Here is a 12,407-nt window from a genome sequence, read left to right on the forward strand (position 1 = left end):
CCTGCCTTGCGGGTCGAGGTGGGGGCCTCCTGCTGTCCGCCTAAGATCCGTTCGTGGCTGACATCACCGACGAATTGATCACGCTGGAACGGTCCTCCGAAGAAGCACGCGCCAAGCTCGCCGGGCTCGACGGCGAGGAGTACGCGGCGCAGTGGCGCGCATGGGCCGCCGCCGCTGAGGCGTTCCAGGCGGCCGTCACTGTGCACGCGAAGGAGACCGGTCAGCCGCGACATGAGGTCGAGATGGCCGCGAAGAAAGCCGTGCGGCACGCCGAGGAGGATCCAGTCGAGTAGCTGGGCATGTGTGTGCCCCCGCCTCGATTCGTGTGGCGGGGGCGCTCGCGCGTCTGCGGCTAGCCGAACTTCACTGAATGGGGCGGGAACATGATCGTGTCGTGCCCCCACATCGGCTCCAGCCGACGGTGGGCCTTCAGCGTCACCGTCAGCATGTCCTGGGCACAGTCGGCCCCGTAGTAGAGCGTGGCGTCGGTGTCGGTGTCGTTGCTTCGCCAGGCGGCGCCTTCCTCCTGGGGGTCTGCCAGCTTGTAGCACTGACCGTTGACCGGGTCGGTGAGGGTGATGTCCATGCCCTTGGCGTTGCGGAAGGTGGCGGCGCCCTGAGCTGCCTGAGCGGGCGCGGCCGCGAGGGTCAGGACGACGAGGGGCGCGGTGGCCATGGCGGCGAGGGCGGTGAGTGAGCGGCGCAAAGGACTCTCCACGTGTTCGAGCGGTCACGCTGTGTGCGCGATTCTCAATTTAGCTACCCGGAGGGTGATGTTCGCTCAGGTCGATAGCGCGGCGAGCAGCACGCCGAGTACCGAGGTCGAGATGGCCCCGAAGAAGGCCGTACGGCATGCGGAGGAAGATCCGGTCGAGTAGCGGTCTGACCTCCCGCCGGAAGAGCGAAACCAGCAGGATTCCCGAGCGGTCAAGATCCGTCGCGGTATGTATCGCCGCGACCGTCCCGACCTGACTCGTTAGGAGTCGTCCATGCGTACTCTGCTTGGCCGTGCTGCCGCTGTCGCGGCTCTCGCTTCTCTTCCGCTCGCCGGTGCCGCCTCGGCTGCACCGCAACTGCGCCACGCCCCTGTAGCCGATCCGTTCCCGATCGCTGACGAGACTGGTCTAGTCCAGGTCGCCGACACGATGGACCAGCAGGCGACCTGTCATGTCGAGGACGGCGAGGTGGTGTGCTACCACGTCACAAACGACGTCCTTGCCGATCTCGGCATCGGATGACAGTGCGCTCGGCGTCACCCGTGCGGGGTATCGCCGCTCGGATCCGACCGCGCTACATTCGAACATATGGGCGACGCGCGAGACGCTGAAGCGGCCCCGGCTCCGGACGGCGGAACCGGGGTTCACTGCTACGCGCCCGACGAGGTCGTACGGATCAACCTGCGGATCGAGGGTGCGCCCTACCGTGGCGTGGTGCGCGCCCACCGTGACGTCGACGGACGCCGGGCCTACGACCTCTTCCTCTGGCCGCGCCCCGACCAGGCCCCGCACGGCTGGTACTGGTTCGACGAGGCGCGGATGACCCGACGGGATTACCGCAGCTCACAGCCGTAGACTCGAACATGTGAACGATCCGGCTCCGCTTACCCGCCTCGACCAGCTGCGCTTCGCCCGCCGCGTCGTCGAGCAGCAGGCCACCCGGAACCTCGCGGAGATCGACCGATGGATCGCCGACGAAGAACGCCGCGAAGCCGAGCAATCCCGCCGCGAGGAAGCCCGCCCGCCTGACCCGGACTGGATCGTCGAGCGAGGCATCGGGAACGGTGGCCCGCCCGTCGAGGTACACCGCGGAGACTGCGGCGCGGCAGGGGAACGGCGCAGGCCGGTCACGCGGGATGAGGCGCGGTGGGAGCTGGCCCGCGGCATCCGCGCTTGCATTCACTGCCGGCCTGATACCGAGCTCGGCATGCTGGACTGAGGTGCGTCGGGCGAGTAACGGCGGCCTCTCTCCACGGACTTACTCGAAACGTTTCTCCGGTGAACCTCTTCCCCCACTCGACTGAGGTTCCTGCCGAACGCCCGCTCCACCAGACCGCAGGTCGCTAGACCTGTCGGAGTGATCAAGAACTTCTGCCGCGGCCTCGCCGCGCTCAGCCTGTCCCTGGCCCCCCTCCTTGCGCCTGCACCGGCGCAGGCCGCTCCCACCGAGACCACGACTCTGGCCGACGCCGTGCACCGAATCCCGGCCGCCGACGAACACCGCGACGGCTACGTCCGGACCGCGTTCAAGCACTGGAACGCCGGTGCGGTGCCAGACGACGGCTGCAACACCCGCGCCGAGGTACTGATCGCCGAGGCCAGCGAGGCGCCGTCCGTCGCCACGGGCTGCAAGATCACCGGCGGCGAATGGCTGTCCTACTACGACGCCCAGGAAGTCGAAGACGCCAAGAAGCTCGACGTCGACCACATGGTGCCGCTCGCCGAAGCCTGGGACTCCGGCGCCTCCCAGTGGAGCGCAGCCCGCCGCGAGGCCTACGCCAACGACCTGGACGCCCCCACGTCCCTGGTCGCCGTCACCGCCCGCACCAACCGTGCCAAGGCCGACAAGGACCCCGCGCAGTGGCTGCCGCCGCTGCCCACCGCGCACTGCCGCTACCTCTCGGAGTGGGTGTCCACCAAGCTGCGCTGGGACCTGGCCGCCGACCCGGCAGAGCTGGACGCTATCGCTGTCTTCGCCTCCGGCCAGTGCAAGGACACCGCGGTCACCTACACCGCCGCCCCGTAACCGACCGGAGGCTGACCGGCCGCGACTTATCCACAGGCCCGCGCGGGATCTTCGCGCGGGCTTTACCGTGCTGCTCCTGTGGATCACAAGGGGGCGTTATGCACAGGGTGGATCTTGCGCGCGCGGCTGATGAGGCGCTGTGGGCGCTGCCGGATGATGTGCACGAGGAGATGCTCGCGCTCATCGACGAGGTGGCCGACGCGCGCGAGCACGGCACCGAGCCGATGGCCGCGGCCGACGCGGTACTTCGGGGGCGCTGCTGGTTCGTCTACACGGCGATCGGCGGGCTCCTGCTGGTATTCGACGCGGGCCGAGTCGGCTGACGAGCCACCTGCACGTGCGGCGAGTTGCCCGATATCCGCCCCTGAAGCCACCGGTGCGGAGGAGACTGCCGCTCACACTTGTGAGACCCAGGGGGACCATGACCGACACCCCGCGGCGCCCGCCGCGCCCGGACGAGGAACTCGCGCGATTCCACAACGGCGACACCCTCGACAACATCCCCATCGTCCGCCCGTCGCCCGCGCCGGATCGCCCACGGCATGGGCGGCTCGCCCTCCTGGCGCTCGCCATTGCGGCAGTGGGTGCGCTGGCCGGGGTTGGGATCGTCTCCCTAGCCGACGGCGACGCTCCAGCCGGGAAGGAGCAGGCGGCAGTGCCGCCTACGAGGACCAGCGTGCCGCCGAGTACGTACTCCGCGCCGAGTGACCCGGCGCCTTCGTCCACGGTGCAGACCGCGAGGGTGGAGCAGGTGCGGATCATCCAGACGCCACAGACGGGCGGTGATCCCTCATCGGACTACTGCCTCGTCTACACCGGCTCATTCTCCGGCCCGGCTCGGGAGGCGATCCTGCTCATGGGGGCGCCCGCGTATCAGTGCTCGGAGCTGCTGCCGTTCGATCCCAGCGGGGAGACGTCGGCCTTCACGGTGGATGTGCCGGAGTGTGTGGCGCCCGCGCGGCCTGCGGTGGTGACGTTCGCGGAGCCTGGGGGTTGGGAGGGCGAGGTGCAGTACACGTGCCTGACTGAGCACAACGGCGCGTAGTCCGGCCGGTGTTCGCGAGATGCTTCACCGGCGGAATGGCAGATATGACGAAGCCGTCCACCTGGTTCCCCCATGGCGGACGGCTCGCGTCTAGGTGTTCAGAGATCAGACTCGGCGGCGGCGACGTAAGCGTCCTCGGCCGCTAGACGACACCGGCCAGGGGCCGGCGACGGGATTCGAACCCGCGTTGCTCTCTTGACAGGAGAAGTAGCCGCAGCCTGCGCACCTGAACAGTCATCACCGTAGTCATCGGGCCTGCCGCGAGCACCTGAATTACACCGCGGCGACGAGCCCGCCCTCCGTCCAGGTTCGCCCGCATCCCGTGCAGTGCGCGAGGGGTTGCCGGCCTTCCCCACCGTAGACGTCGATCGCCCCGCCGCAGGTGCAGTGGCGTTCCAGGGTGCGGCGTTGCGCGGCGATGTCGAGGGCCCGTTCTACCCGCTCGGCTGCCCCTTCGGCCACTGCCCCGATGCGGGCCCGCTGCCCGCCCGTGAGCGTGGTGAACGGGCCTCCCGCACCTTCGATGCGGGCGAGGAGCCAGAGCGCGGCGATCGGTGCCGTGCGGTGCCCGTTGTACCGCCAACGGCGTGGGTCGGCTGCGTCCTTCATGGCGAGGAGCTCGCGGCGGACGCGGTCTGCGGCCGGGTAGGTCTTGGGTAGGAGCCCCATGGGGGAGCGCTGCACCTCGGCGGCGGTGATGTCCGCGCACTCGACGAGGGCACTCTCGACGGCGCACATGGTGTCGAGGACTGGGATACGCAAGGGGGCGGGGCGTTCCCCGAGCTGGATCGGGTCACGTTCCTGGGAGCGGAGGTGTGCGGCGTGGGCGCGCTCGTATTCGGCGTCGTGGTTGTCGAGGGCGGCGAGGTAGCCGCGGAGGCCGAGGCCGAAGGCGCCGAGGGTGGCGGGGGTGCCGAGGACGTCGTGGAGGTCTCGCCAGTGGAGGGCGATGGTGCGGAGGTGGGTGGCGGTGGTGGTCATCGTGAGTGCTCCTGTGGTGCGCGGGAGGTACGGTGATCAGCACCTGAGGGGCGTCCTGGTCTGGGGAGACTGAGAGGGCGCCCCTTCGTCGTGGTCAGCGGCGGGGGTATCTGTGCTTCGTGGAGGCCCAGATGCGGGCGATGATGATCGCGGTGACGCAGACGATGAAGATCGCGGCAAAGGTGTTGTCGCTCAACGTCGCCTCCTCGGGGGCCCGTACGGCGACTGCCAGGCGGGTCGGTCCGGGCGTCTGGTGGGCTTTCCGTTGTCCTCGACAAGCTGCGCCTCGCGCATGGTCTGGAACACGCGGCCGACCTCTTCGAGGAGCGGGCGGGCGGCTTCCGCGTAGGCGCGCATGAGCGCGGCCATGGCCTCCTGAAACTCGCGGATCCGGTCTGCGACGGCGCGGGCGGTCGGCTCGTCGTAGATCACGATGTTGGTGATGCCGTGGAGGGGCTGCCATTCGCCGTTGTCGTCGAGGAGCTCGACGCGGGTCGGCTTCATCGGTTCCTCGCGATCTCGCAGCGTCCGGTTTCGGTGTGCATCTCGGAGCACTCGGGGCCGCAGTTCTCGGTCCTCGTGGTCTGGTCGGGCGGGAGGATCGCGTCGTGGAGTTCGACGAGCCGGGCATCCCACCAGCGGGCCATCAAGGTGCCGAGTGGCGGAGCCCCGGCCTTCACCCACTGCTCGTACAGGGCGATGACGCGCTGCACGTCGGCCTCGGCCGCGCGGGCGAGAGTGGCAGTTGTGCGGGCTGGGGGCAGGACCACACCGAGAACGGCCGTGATGATCTCGGTCAGGATTCCTTCGTGCTCGTCGGTGCGGTTGTGCTCGGGGTACTCCAGGAGCGTGGGTTCGATGGCCGCACGGAGCTGCTGGCGGAGCGCGGGGGCTGCGGGCTCGGTCGCTTCGGTCGCTGCCAGGCCGGTCTCGTCGAGGGCGGCCGGGGTGGCTTCGTAGTTGCCGTCCGGCCAGGTGGGCGAGAGCAGGCCGAGGATCTGACTCGCGTTGATCATGCCGCTGGGGCCGACACGGTCACGGACTGCCTGGCAGCGGTCGCGCACGCGCTCGGTGGCGGCCTCGGCGCGCTCGGCGCGGACCATGTACCGGGTACCGAGCCGTGACGCTGCCTCCGCCCACTGCTCGGCCGACGCCGTGCCGGGCTCCGCCACCTCGTACGTCGCGGCGAAGATGTCCGGCTTGCAGGGATAGAACGTGCCAGGCTTCCCGTCAGGGATGATCCAGTCTCCGTGTCGCGCCGGCGCTTCGTCGCCGTGGACGGTGGTCAGGATCAAGTAGTCCGGGTTCTTCTCGGTGGGGCCGTAGATCCCGTCCGCACCGAACGCGTCCCAGATTTCCTGGACGTTGTCGCCGGTGAACTGGATAGCTGCGGTCTCGATGGGCTTCTTGCGGTAGCGGGTGACGGTCACTTCGTGTTCCTCCGTGCTGCGCGTTTGGCTGCGCGCCTGGTGGCTCGGTTCGGTCGGGGGTCGGGTGCGTCGTCGTCGACCGGCTGCTCGGTACGGACGATGCGGGGCTGCCAGGTGGCGCCCGGGGCGGGCGTGTGCTCACCCCGGGGTGCGCTGCTCGGGCCGCTCACGATCGCCTCGCGTGACGTCGTCGAGCGCGCCAGAGTGCGAACTGGAGGCCGGGCCGAGTGCGGGCTCGGCCGGAGGCGATGCGGTCGAGACCGATCCATGCCTGCCAGATGTACGGGCCCGTGCCGTGCAGCTCGACGTCGAAGTCGCTACCAATCGGCAGAGGTTCGGCCGGGCTCCAGGAGCCGTCAGGGTTCTGCTGGTGGGTGCTCATGCTGCGCTCCGGTGATCGTTCTTCGGGCAGTCGTCTTCGTGGCCGGCGCCGTCGGTGACGATCCAGCTGACGCAGCAGACAGCGCGGGCGCGGGCGGTGGCGTGTTCGTCGGCTCGTGATGCGGCGCGTGCCTCGTACTCGGCGTGGATGGCTATGTCGCGCTGCTCGTCTGCGAGTTCCGTCTCTCGGATGACGGAGATCACGGGGACGAGGGAGCCCGCGGCGAATGCGATCACCATCCACGTCGGGCCGTCGTTGCGGGCGGTCTGTACGGCGCAGTAGGCGAGCCAGGTGCCGAGGAGTCCGTGGAGGCTGCATAGGGCGCGGGCGAGTCTGCTCACGGCTGACCCCCGTTGATCGCGCGGGCGACGCCGAGGAGCGCCTCGGTGGTGGAGCCCTGGACGACGTCGCCGTCCTGCTCGACGCTGGCGGCGGCCTCGTCGAGGGCCGTGGCGAGGGCGAGGCCGACGGTGGGGTCCATGGCGGCGATGTAGTCGCCGACTGGAGCGGACACGTAGGCGGGTGGGCGCCCGCGTCCGCCGCCGCCTCGCATGAGCGGGCGCGCGCCGGTGGCCCACAGGGCGGTGTATCCGGCGTCGGGCTGCTCGGGGAAGTGGCGGGCCGCGTGCCAGGTGGCGTTGCCGCTGTCGTCGGTTGCTGCGGTGGAGAGTGCGCGCAGAGTCTCGGCGGCGGCGCGGAGTTCGGCGGCGGGGTCGGTCATGGGTGCTCCGATCGGTGAGGCTCTGTGTGGCCTGTGGAGGCGCTGGTGTGGGTGCGGGTGAATTCCCGGGCGCTGCGCCTCCCGTGAGCCCAGGAGGGGCGTGTGGGGCGCCGTCGCAGGGCGCGCCAGGCCCGCGCGGCGGCGGCCACCAGGGCGGAGGCGAGGGCGGCGATGCCGAGGAGGCCGCAGGCGACGATCAGACCGACCACTACGCACGCGCCGATGATGATCAGCGTGATCGAGTCGGTGAGGTCGACGATCACGGGGCGGCCCCCGATCCCGGGCCGAGGAGTCCGAGCTGCCAGCCGAGGGCGACCGCGTGGGCACCGGTGTGGGCGTCCAGGCGCCGGTACAGGAACCGTCGTTGCGTGTTGGCGGTATCGCGGGCGATCCCGAGTTCGGATGCTGTCTGCGCCACGCTCAGACCTCGTGTGAGGGCTGTGAGGCTCTGTGCTTCCCGCCGTGGGAGGGGCGTGAGCGGGTTGTCGGGTGGGGTGGGAATGGTGAGGTAGCCGTGCGCGTAGGCGTGGTGCACGAGCTGGGGGTGGGTGAGGCCGTGGATGTTGAGGCGGTGTGCGGTGTAGGCGATACGGGATTTGAGGGCGACGTTGGTGAGGCCGAGCTGGGCCGCGATGTGGTGGGTACGGTGGCCGAGGGCGAGGCCTGCGATGACGCGGATTTGGTGGCGGGTGAGGGTCACGGTGGCGAGGAGTCCGGCGTCGGTGGTGCGCGGGGTGTCAGCCACGGTCGGCCTGCGTCTGCCGCGCCTCGTCGGCCCCAAGGCCGTCATGCCGAGGCGGGAGGCCCCCGGCGGTCCGGCAGTCGTCGCGGTCTACGTGGTAGTACGGGCCGTTCGGTGGGCCGAAGTGGGTGAGGCCGTTACCGGTGATGGGCTGGTCGCAGTGGGAGCAGCTGCGCTCGGGCTCAGCCTGCTGCACCTCGTCGGCCAAGCGGCGGAGCAGGGTCTCGGCGCGGGTCATCCCTCGCCGCCACGCACCCTTGCCGCTGCCGGGGAGGGCCGAGTCGCGGTCCAGCGCCACGGCGTCAGCGCCCTCGCGCAGTACGGCGGCCCGGTCGGCGGGCTGCCGCTCCAGCTCGGCGACTCGGTTGATCAGCCACTCGACAGCCGGAAGCAGGGCGTCCCCAAGAGGGAAAGGCACCTTACGGGCCTCGCCGTTCGGGGAGAGTGCGCCGCGGGTGGCGAGGGCGTCGTTCTGGAGGGCGACGAGCCGGGCGTGCCTGTGGGCCTGCTGCTCCTCGGCGGCCCGATCGGCGGGTGCGGGGAGGACGGCCAGGGCGGCGTCGGCGTGGTGGGCGAGGAGCGCGGCGAGCTGGCCGCGGTTGAGCGTGATGTGGTCGGCGGGCGCGGACGGCGAGGCAGGTTGCTCGGTCGGCGTGGAGCCGAGGCACTGGAAGGGGCGGCAGTACGCCTCGTACACATGCGCGTCGTGGCGATCGTTGCGGCGGCAGGGGCTGAGCGGCGGCCGTTCGGTCATGGTCGTCTCCGGGGTGGTCGTGGTGGACTGGCCGGGCCGGCCGCCGCAGGTTCGGGCCGCGGCGACCGGCGCCTTGCTCAGACGTGGCGGAACGTGATCTCGGCGAGCTGCTCGCGGGCCTCGGCGATCGTGGTGCGGCCGTTGGCGAGGTCGTAGATCAGGCCGACGGCGTGGTACTCGCCGCTGTCGGTGGCATCACGGAGGCGTCCGGCGATGCCGGAGATCAGCGCGAACACGTCGCTGTCGGAGTCGCCTTGCTCGTCGAGGGGCGAGCTCGTGAGGGATGCCTCGGCGTCGTCGAGTGCCTGCTCCAGGCCCTCGACGAGAACGGTGCGGATCTCGTCGGGCATGTCCGGCTCGTACGCGAAGTGGATGCGGGCGATCGGCCGGCCGCCGCCGTCGAGGGTGATCTCGTGCTCGGTGGACGGCACGAGGCCGTCGGCGCCGAGGTTGACGGCCCACGCGGACACGTCGGCCGCCTTGGACACCAGCTCGACAACGGACTCCCGGAGCTGGTCCTCCTCGTCGCCGCCCACCTCGACGTGAGCCCAGGCGGGATGGCCGTTCAGGACAGCGTCCGCATCGGCAGGGTTCGGCTGGATGGTCAGGGCGTAGTGCATGAGAGCTGCGGCGGCGCGGAGGTCGTCGTCGGTGTACGGGCGGTCGGGCATGAGGCTCCTTCGTGGTGGCAGGTTGGCGTGCGGGTCACGGCCGGTCGGTCACAGCGAGGGCCGGCCACGGGATGGGCAGGCCCGTCCGGCCGGACGGACGGTCCGTCTCGGGCTCGTCGACGTCGGCGGGCAGGTGGTCGGTGATGATCTGCCGTAGCCACGGCGGGAGTTCCGCGACGGGTGGCCACAGCTCGGCCTCGCTCGCCCACTCGACGGCGAGGTCTATGCGGGTGATGTCGGTGCGGGCGCCATAGGTGATGCGCAGTCCGTGGGGCTGGCGGGTGCGGCCGAGGACGTTGGTGAGGGTGGGTGCGTCTGTGAGGTTGATGCGGACGGTGGCGCTGATCTCTCGGACTGTGGCGACGAGTGCGGTGTGTGCCATGGCGGCCTCCGTGGGCGTCGGTTGGCGGGCGTACGGCTCATGCGCAGATGACGCAGCGGTGGTCGGCGGACTCGTTGTCGTGGCAGCGGCCGACGCAGGCGCGGCAGTACGGGGTGGCGGCGTGCTGCGCGTGGCCGTCGAACCTCGTGTTGGTGGGGTCGAAGGGCCGGCGGCACTTCCCGCAGGCGACCGGCTGCTCCTCGGCGGCGGTGCGGCGGGCGATCACGTCGCCGAGCGTCATGGACGCGACGGCGAGCACCTGGCCGCCGCAGAATTCGCACACGGTGTCAGGGGTGACCTCGGCGGCCGTGAGGGGCTGTGCGCCGGTTTCCTGTCGTGCGCAGGTGAGGCAGTACGGCGACCTGGTGCCACGGGTGCGGTACGCCACGATCGTCTCGGCCAGCTGCTTCTCGACGGCGTTCCGGCTGTCGATGTCGGCGATCCACGCGGCGCACACAGCGGCGACTTGGACGAGCTCGGCGCGCAGCTTGGCCGGGTCGGACTCGGCGAGGGCTTCGTAGACCTCCTCCAGGAGGACGAGCGCCCACTCGGGGCCGCTGTGCTGCGCGACGAACCGCTCGACGTCGTTACGGGCCTTGTCGGCCATGCCGACGTAGTACTCGGCGCCGGTGCCGTCGGGGTGGTGCTGCTCGCCGAACTTGTCGATCTGCCGCTGGCGTTCGGCGTCGAGCTCCTCGGCGAAGGCTCGGATGCCGGGGGTGGTGAAGAGGGCGGGGTGCATGGTCGTCTCCGTTGGATGCGAGTTCGGTTGGGTCGGCTCACGCGGTAGGGATCGTTTGGATCGCGCGTGGCTGGCTGTAACCGAGTGCGGCGCTCAGGCGGCAGCGGTGGTCTCTCGGTCGCGTGCTCGCCAGCGGTAGACGGTGCGTGGGGTGACGCTGAGGATGCGGGCGATCTCTGCGGCGGAGAGGCCGAGGGCAGTGAACTGTGTTGCGGCTGCTCGGCGTTCGCGGGGGCGGAGTCCGGGTGTGGCTCGGTGGTTGGTGACGGTGGTGGTGATGGCGAGGGCGTCGGTGTGGGCGTTGCGTTCTCGGCGGGTGCGGTTGCGGCAGGGGTAGCAGCGGGCGCCGTGTTGTCGGGGTCGGCGGCATCCGGTGGTGCGGCAGCGGTGGTTCATCCGGCTTCACCTGTCTCGCGGTCGCGTTGGCGGTCGGCTTCGGCGGCGGCGTCGAGTTGGCGTATGCGCTGCTCGTAGGAGGGGGGCGTGGGGGTGGGAGGTGTGGCTCCGCCACCAGGGAGGCCGACGAGGAACGCGCCCTGCGTTGGGGGGTCTGCGCGTTCGCGGGTGAGCCAGGTGACCCAGAGGGGGCCGAAGTTGGTGGCGCGGGTGGCGCGGGCCTGGTGGTGGCGTACGAACTTCGCGGTGGCCGTTGCGGCGCCGGCGGGGCCGAGGCGGTCGAGGTCGGCTTTCGCCTTGTCGAGGTCGGCGTGGCTGGGGTGCCAGTCGGGTGTGATCAGTGAGAGAGCGGCTTCGTCTCGCGCGTCACTACGGACACCTCTCTCTCTACCTGCACCACTAGTAACGGGCCGGGACGGGACGGGCCGGGACGGGGCAGCGTCTCTGACACCGTCACGAGACGCGTCGTGAGATGCATCTGTAGACGCGTCTACATCGGGGGTGTTGCCGGGCGGGTCCGGGTCGGGTGCGTTGCCCTGCTGCTTCTGACGCCACCTCTGCTGACGTGCGGTTCTCTGCGCGCGGTCGGCGCGGACTTGCTCGGCGGTGGGGTTGTACTCGTGGTAGTCGTGGATCTTCCAACCGACACCGTCTAGGGCTTCGAACAGGCCAGCCTCGACGAGCTCTTTCGCGCGCGTTCGTGTCGCCCTCACGTCGGCTACGAGTCGCAGTTCTGCCGTCTTCACGACGCCGTCGGTGAGATTCTCGGCTGACCAGCAGATCGCGGAGACGTAGAGGCGGAACGCTCCGTCGCTTAGGAGGCGCACCTTCCGGTTCGATGGGAACCGGTCGTCGAATCGTGCCCAGGGCATCGGTGCTTCTTTCGGTAGACGCCGTGCGGCGTGATGTTGCGGAACCGTTGCGGCAAGATCCGGGGCGGCGGGCGAGGCCGCCCCGGGGTGTCGGTCACCTCACGTAGTCGGAGCGGCGGCGATCCTCGACGCGGCGCTTGTGAGCCTTCAGCTCGTCCTCGGTGGGCTTCGTGGCCGTGACGTCGAGGAGTGCGGCGTCGGGGCGTTGCGGTCCCTCGCCGACCTCGTCGAGGGTTCCGTCGATCTGTCGGCCTCGCCACATGGCGCGCTTGGCGTCGGCCAGGGCGGCGGCGTCCTCGGTGCTGCGGGCGACTTCGCACTCGGTGACGCGGACCTTGACCTGTGGGTCCTTGTCCTCGCCGTCGGCGTGCCCGGTGTAGCTCTTGGAGGTGAGCGCGACGATCGCGTACACGGTCGTGCCGGGCCTCTCGAAGAGTCCGCGGCGCTGCTCGTGGGAGAGTGACGCTTCGATGTGCGCGGCGCCGGCGTCGAGCTTGACCTCGGGGACGTCGGCCGGTGAGAGCTTGGGCATGTGCTGTTCCTTTCG

At 70.3% G+C, this 12,407-nt stretch carries 22 protein-coding genes and 1 tRNA gene; 7 read left to right on the forward strand and 16 right to left on the reverse strand.

Going from position 1 to position 12,407, the window contains the following annotated elements; genetic code table 11:
• The first annotated feature begins 53 nt into the window (after nt 1–53).
• Nucleotides 54–293, forward strand: coding sequence for a hypothetical protein (locus AC07AG_RS06695; RefSeq protein WP_478752569.1), 240 nt, complete (start codon nt 54–56; stop codon nt 291–293).
• Nucleotides 294–352: 59 nt separating this feature from the next.
• Here AC07AG_RS06695 and AC07AG_RS06700 read toward each other — a convergent pair whose 3' ends face one another.
• Nucleotides 353–706, reverse strand: coding sequence for a hypothetical protein (locus AC07AG_RS06700; RefSeq protein ID WP_478752571.1), 354 nt, complete (start codon nt 704–706; stop codon nt 353–355).
• A 283-nt stretch (nt 707–989) separates the two neighbouring features.
• Between AC07AG_RS06700 and AC07AG_RS06705 the strand changes: the two genes are divergently transcribed.
• The 6 genes from AC07AG_RS06705 to AC07AG_RS06730 all read left to right on the forward strand — a co-directional run bounded on the left by AC07AG_RS06705 (nt 990) and on the right by AC07AG_RS06730 (nt 3,787).
• Nucleotides 990–1,238, forward strand: coding sequence for a hypothetical protein (locus tag AC07AG_RS06705; protein ID WP_478752573.1), 249 nt, complete (start codon nt 990–992; stop codon nt 1,236–1,238).
• Between the two features lie 66 nt (nt 1,239–1,304).
• Nucleotides 1,305–1,571 carry a hypothetical protein gene (locus AC07AG_RS06710; protein WP_478752574.1) on the forward strand — a complete coding sequence of 89 codons (267 nt, stop codon included), beginning with the start codon at nt 1,305–1,307 and terminating at the stop codon, nt 1,569–1,571.
• Between the two features lie 10 nt (nt 1,572–1,581).
• On the forward strand, nt 1,582–1,935 hold the full coding sequence (locus tag AC07AG_RS06715) for a DUF6233 domain-containing protein (RefSeq protein WP_478752575.1): 354 nt from the start codon (nt 1,582–1,584) through the stop codon (nt 1,933–1,935).
• 138 nt (nt 1,936–2,073) lie between these two features.
• Entirely contained in the window at nt 2,074–2,742 is a 669-nt protein-coding gene (locus AC07AG_RS06720) for an HNH endonuclease family protein (protein ID WP_478752577.1), read from the forward strand.
• A 98-nt stretch (nt 2,743–2,840) separates the two neighbouring features.
• On the forward strand, nt 2,841–3,065 hold the full coding sequence (locus tag AC07AG_RS06725; protein ID WP_478752579.1) for a hypothetical protein: 225 nt from the start codon (nt 2,841–2,843) through the stop codon (nt 3,063–3,065).
• A gap of 98 nt (nt 3,066–3,163) precedes the next feature.
• The gene (locus AC07AG_RS06730) at nt 3,164–3,787 is read left to right on the forward strand and encodes a hypothetical protein (protein ID WP_478752581.1); all 624 of its coding nucleotides are present in this window, start codon (nt 3,164–3,166) and stop codon (nt 3,785–3,787) included.
• Nucleotides 3,788–3,948: 161 nt separating this feature from the next.
• Here AC07AG_RS06730 and AC07AG_RS06735 read toward each other — a convergent pair.
• The 15 genes from AC07AG_RS06735 to AC07AG_RS06805 all read right to left on the reverse strand — a co-directional run bounded on the left by AC07AG_RS06735 (nt 3,949) and on the right by AC07AG_RS06805 (nt 12,392).
• Nucleotides 3,949–4,072: transfer RNA gene (locus AC07AG_RS06735), tRNA-Asp, on the reverse strand.
• On the reverse strand, nt 4,061–4,768 hold the full coding sequence (locus tag AC07AG_RS06740) for a hypothetical protein (protein WP_478752583.1): 708 nt from the start codon (nt 4,766–4,768) through the stop codon (nt 4,061–4,063). Before AC07AG_RS06740 ends, AC07AG_RS06735 begins: the two co-directional genes overlap by 12 nt.
• Nucleotides 4,769–4,960: 192 nt before the next feature.
• A complete protein-coding gene (locus AC07AG_RS06745; RefSeq protein ID WP_478752585.1) occupies nt 4,961–5,272 on the reverse strand; it encodes a hypothetical protein in 312 nt (103 codons plus the stop codon).
• Nucleotides 5,269–6,198, reverse strand: coding sequence for a hypothetical protein (locus AC07AG_RS06750; RefSeq protein ID WP_478752586.1), 930 nt, complete (start codon nt 6,196–6,198; stop codon nt 5,269–5,271). Before AC07AG_RS06750 ends, AC07AG_RS06745 begins: the two co-directional genes overlap by 4 nt.
• Before the next feature lie 378 nt (nt 6,199–6,576).
• On the reverse strand, nt 6,577–6,921 hold the full coding sequence (locus AC07AG_RS06755; RefSeq protein ID WP_478752588.1) for a hypothetical protein: 345 nt from the start codon (nt 6,919–6,921) through the stop codon (nt 6,577–6,579).
• Nucleotides 6,918–7,301: a hypothetical protein gene (locus tag AC07AG_RS06760; protein WP_478752590.1), complete on the reverse strand. Its 384-nt coding sequence runs from the start codon at nt 7,299–7,301 to the stop codon at nt 6,918–6,920. The genes AC07AG_RS06755 and AC07AG_RS06760 overlap by 4 nt, the downstream gene beginning before the upstream one ends.
• Nucleotides 7,298–7,564, reverse strand: coding sequence for a hypothetical protein (locus AC07AG_RS06765; RefSeq protein WP_478752591.1), 267 nt, complete (start codon nt 7,562–7,564; stop codon nt 7,298–7,300). The genes AC07AG_RS06760 and AC07AG_RS06765 overlap by 4 nt, the downstream gene beginning before the upstream one ends.
• Nucleotides 7,561–8,046, reverse strand: coding sequence for a helix-turn-helix transcriptional regulator (locus AC07AG_RS06770; RefSeq protein ID WP_478752593.1), 486 nt, complete (start codon nt 8,044–8,046; stop codon nt 7,561–7,563). Before AC07AG_RS06770 ends, AC07AG_RS06765 begins: the two co-directional genes overlap by 4 nt.
• Nucleotides 8,039–8,797, reverse strand: a complete 759-nt coding sequence (locus tag AC07AG_RS06775; RefSeq protein ID WP_478752595.1) for a hypothetical protein — start codon at nt 8,795–8,797, stop codon at nt 8,039–8,041. Before AC07AG_RS06775 ends, AC07AG_RS06770 begins: the two co-directional genes overlap by 8 nt.
• A gap of 77 nt (nt 8,798–8,874) precedes the next feature.
• The gene (locus AC07AG_RS06780; protein WP_478752597.1) at nt 8,875–9,468 is read right to left on the reverse strand and encodes a hypothetical protein; all 594 of its coding nucleotides are present in this window, start codon (nt 9,466–9,468) and stop codon (nt 8,875–8,877) included.
• Nucleotides 9,469–9,502: 34 nt separating this feature from the next.
• On the reverse strand, nt 9,503–9,850 hold the full coding sequence (locus AC07AG_RS06785; protein ID WP_478752599.1) for a hypothetical protein: 348 nt from the start codon (nt 9,848–9,850) through the stop codon (nt 9,503–9,505).
• A 37-nt stretch (nt 9,851–9,887) separates the two neighbouring features.
• Nucleotides 9,888–10,592 carry a hypothetical protein gene (locus tag AC07AG_RS06790; RefSeq protein WP_478752601.1) on the reverse strand — a complete coding sequence of 235 codons (705 nt, stop codon included), beginning with the start codon at nt 10,590–10,592 and terminating at the stop codon, nt 9,888–9,890.
• 93 nt (nt 10,593–10,685) lie between these two features.
• The gene (locus AC07AG_RS06795) at nt 10,686–10,988 is read right to left on the reverse strand and encodes a helix-turn-helix domain-containing protein (protein ID WP_478752603.1); all 303 of its coding nucleotides are present in this window, start codon (nt 10,986–10,988) and stop codon (nt 10,686–10,688) included.
• Nucleotides 10,985–11,860 carry a hypothetical protein gene (locus AC07AG_RS06800; protein WP_478752605.1) on the reverse strand — a complete coding sequence of 292 codons (876 nt, stop codon included), beginning with the start codon at nt 11,858–11,860 and terminating at the stop codon, nt 10,985–10,987. Before AC07AG_RS06800 ends, AC07AG_RS06795 begins: the two co-directional genes overlap by 4 nt.
• 94 nt (nt 11,861–11,954) lie before the next feature.
• Nucleotides 11,955–12,392, reverse strand: coding sequence for a hypothetical protein (locus tag AC07AG_RS06805; RefSeq protein ID WP_478752606.1), 438 nt, complete (start codon nt 12,390–12,392; stop codon nt 11,955–11,957).
• Nucleotides 12,393–12,407: the final 15 nt, after the last annotated feature.

It is taken from the genome of Streptomyces sp. NPDC044044 (assembly GCF_056434405.1).

Coding starts and splice junctions, on each gene's coding strand:
- AC07AG_RS06740 (WP_478752583.1), bottom strand. CDS start 4,768: ATGACCACCACCGCCACCCACCTCCGCACCATCGCCCTCCACTGGCGA.
- AC07AG_RS06795 (WP_478752603.1), bottom strand. CDS start 10,988: ATGAACCACCGCTGCCGCACCACCGGATGCCGCCGACCCCGACAACAC.
- AC07AG_RS06800 (WP_478752605.1), bottom strand. CDS start 11,860: ATGCCCTGGGCACGATTCGACGACCGGTTCCCATCGAACCGGAAGGTG.
- AC07AG_RS06705 (WP_478752573.1), top strand. CDS start 990: ATGCGTACTCTGCTTGGCCGTGCTGCCGCTGTCGCGGCTCTCGCTTCT.
- AC07AG_RS06745 (WP_478752585.1), bottom strand. CDS start 5,272: ATGAAGCCGACCCGCGTCGAGCTCCTCGACGACAACGGCGAATGGCAG.
- AC07AG_RS06710 (WP_478752574.1), top strand. CDS start 1,305: ATGGGCGACGCGCGAGACGCTGAAGCGGCCCCGGCTCCGGACGGCGGA.
- AC07AG_RS06790 (WP_478752601.1), bottom strand. CDS start 10,592: ATGCACCCCGCCCTCTTCACCACCCCCGGCATCCGAGCCTTCGCCGAG.
- AC07AG_RS06730 (WP_478752581.1), top strand. CDS start 3,164: ATGACCGACACCCCGCGGCGCCCGCCGCGCCCGGACGAGGAACTCGCG.
- AC07AG_RS06775 (WP_478752595.1), bottom strand. CDS start 8,797: ATGACCGAACGGCCGCCGCTCAGCCCCTGCCGCCGCAACGATCGCCAC.
- AC07AG_RS06760 (WP_478752590.1), bottom strand. CDS start 7,301: ATGACCGACCCCGCCGCCGAACTCCGCGCCGCCGCCGAGACTCTGCGC.
- AC07AG_RS06805 (WP_478752606.1), bottom strand. CDS start 12,392: ATGCCCAAGCTCTCACCGGCCGACGTCCCCGAGGTCAAGCTCGACGCC.
- AC07AG_RS06725 (WP_478752579.1), top strand. CDS start 2,841: ATGCACAGGGTGGATCTTGCGCGCGCGGCTGATGAGGCGCTGTGGGCG.
- AC07AG_RS06785 (WP_478752599.1), bottom strand. CDS start 9,850: ATGGCACACACCGCACTCGTCGCCACAGTCCGAGAGATCAGCGCCACC.
- AC07AG_RS06780 (WP_478752597.1), bottom strand. CDS start 9,468: ATGCCCGACCGCCCGTACACCGACGACGACCTCCGCGCCGCCGCAGCT.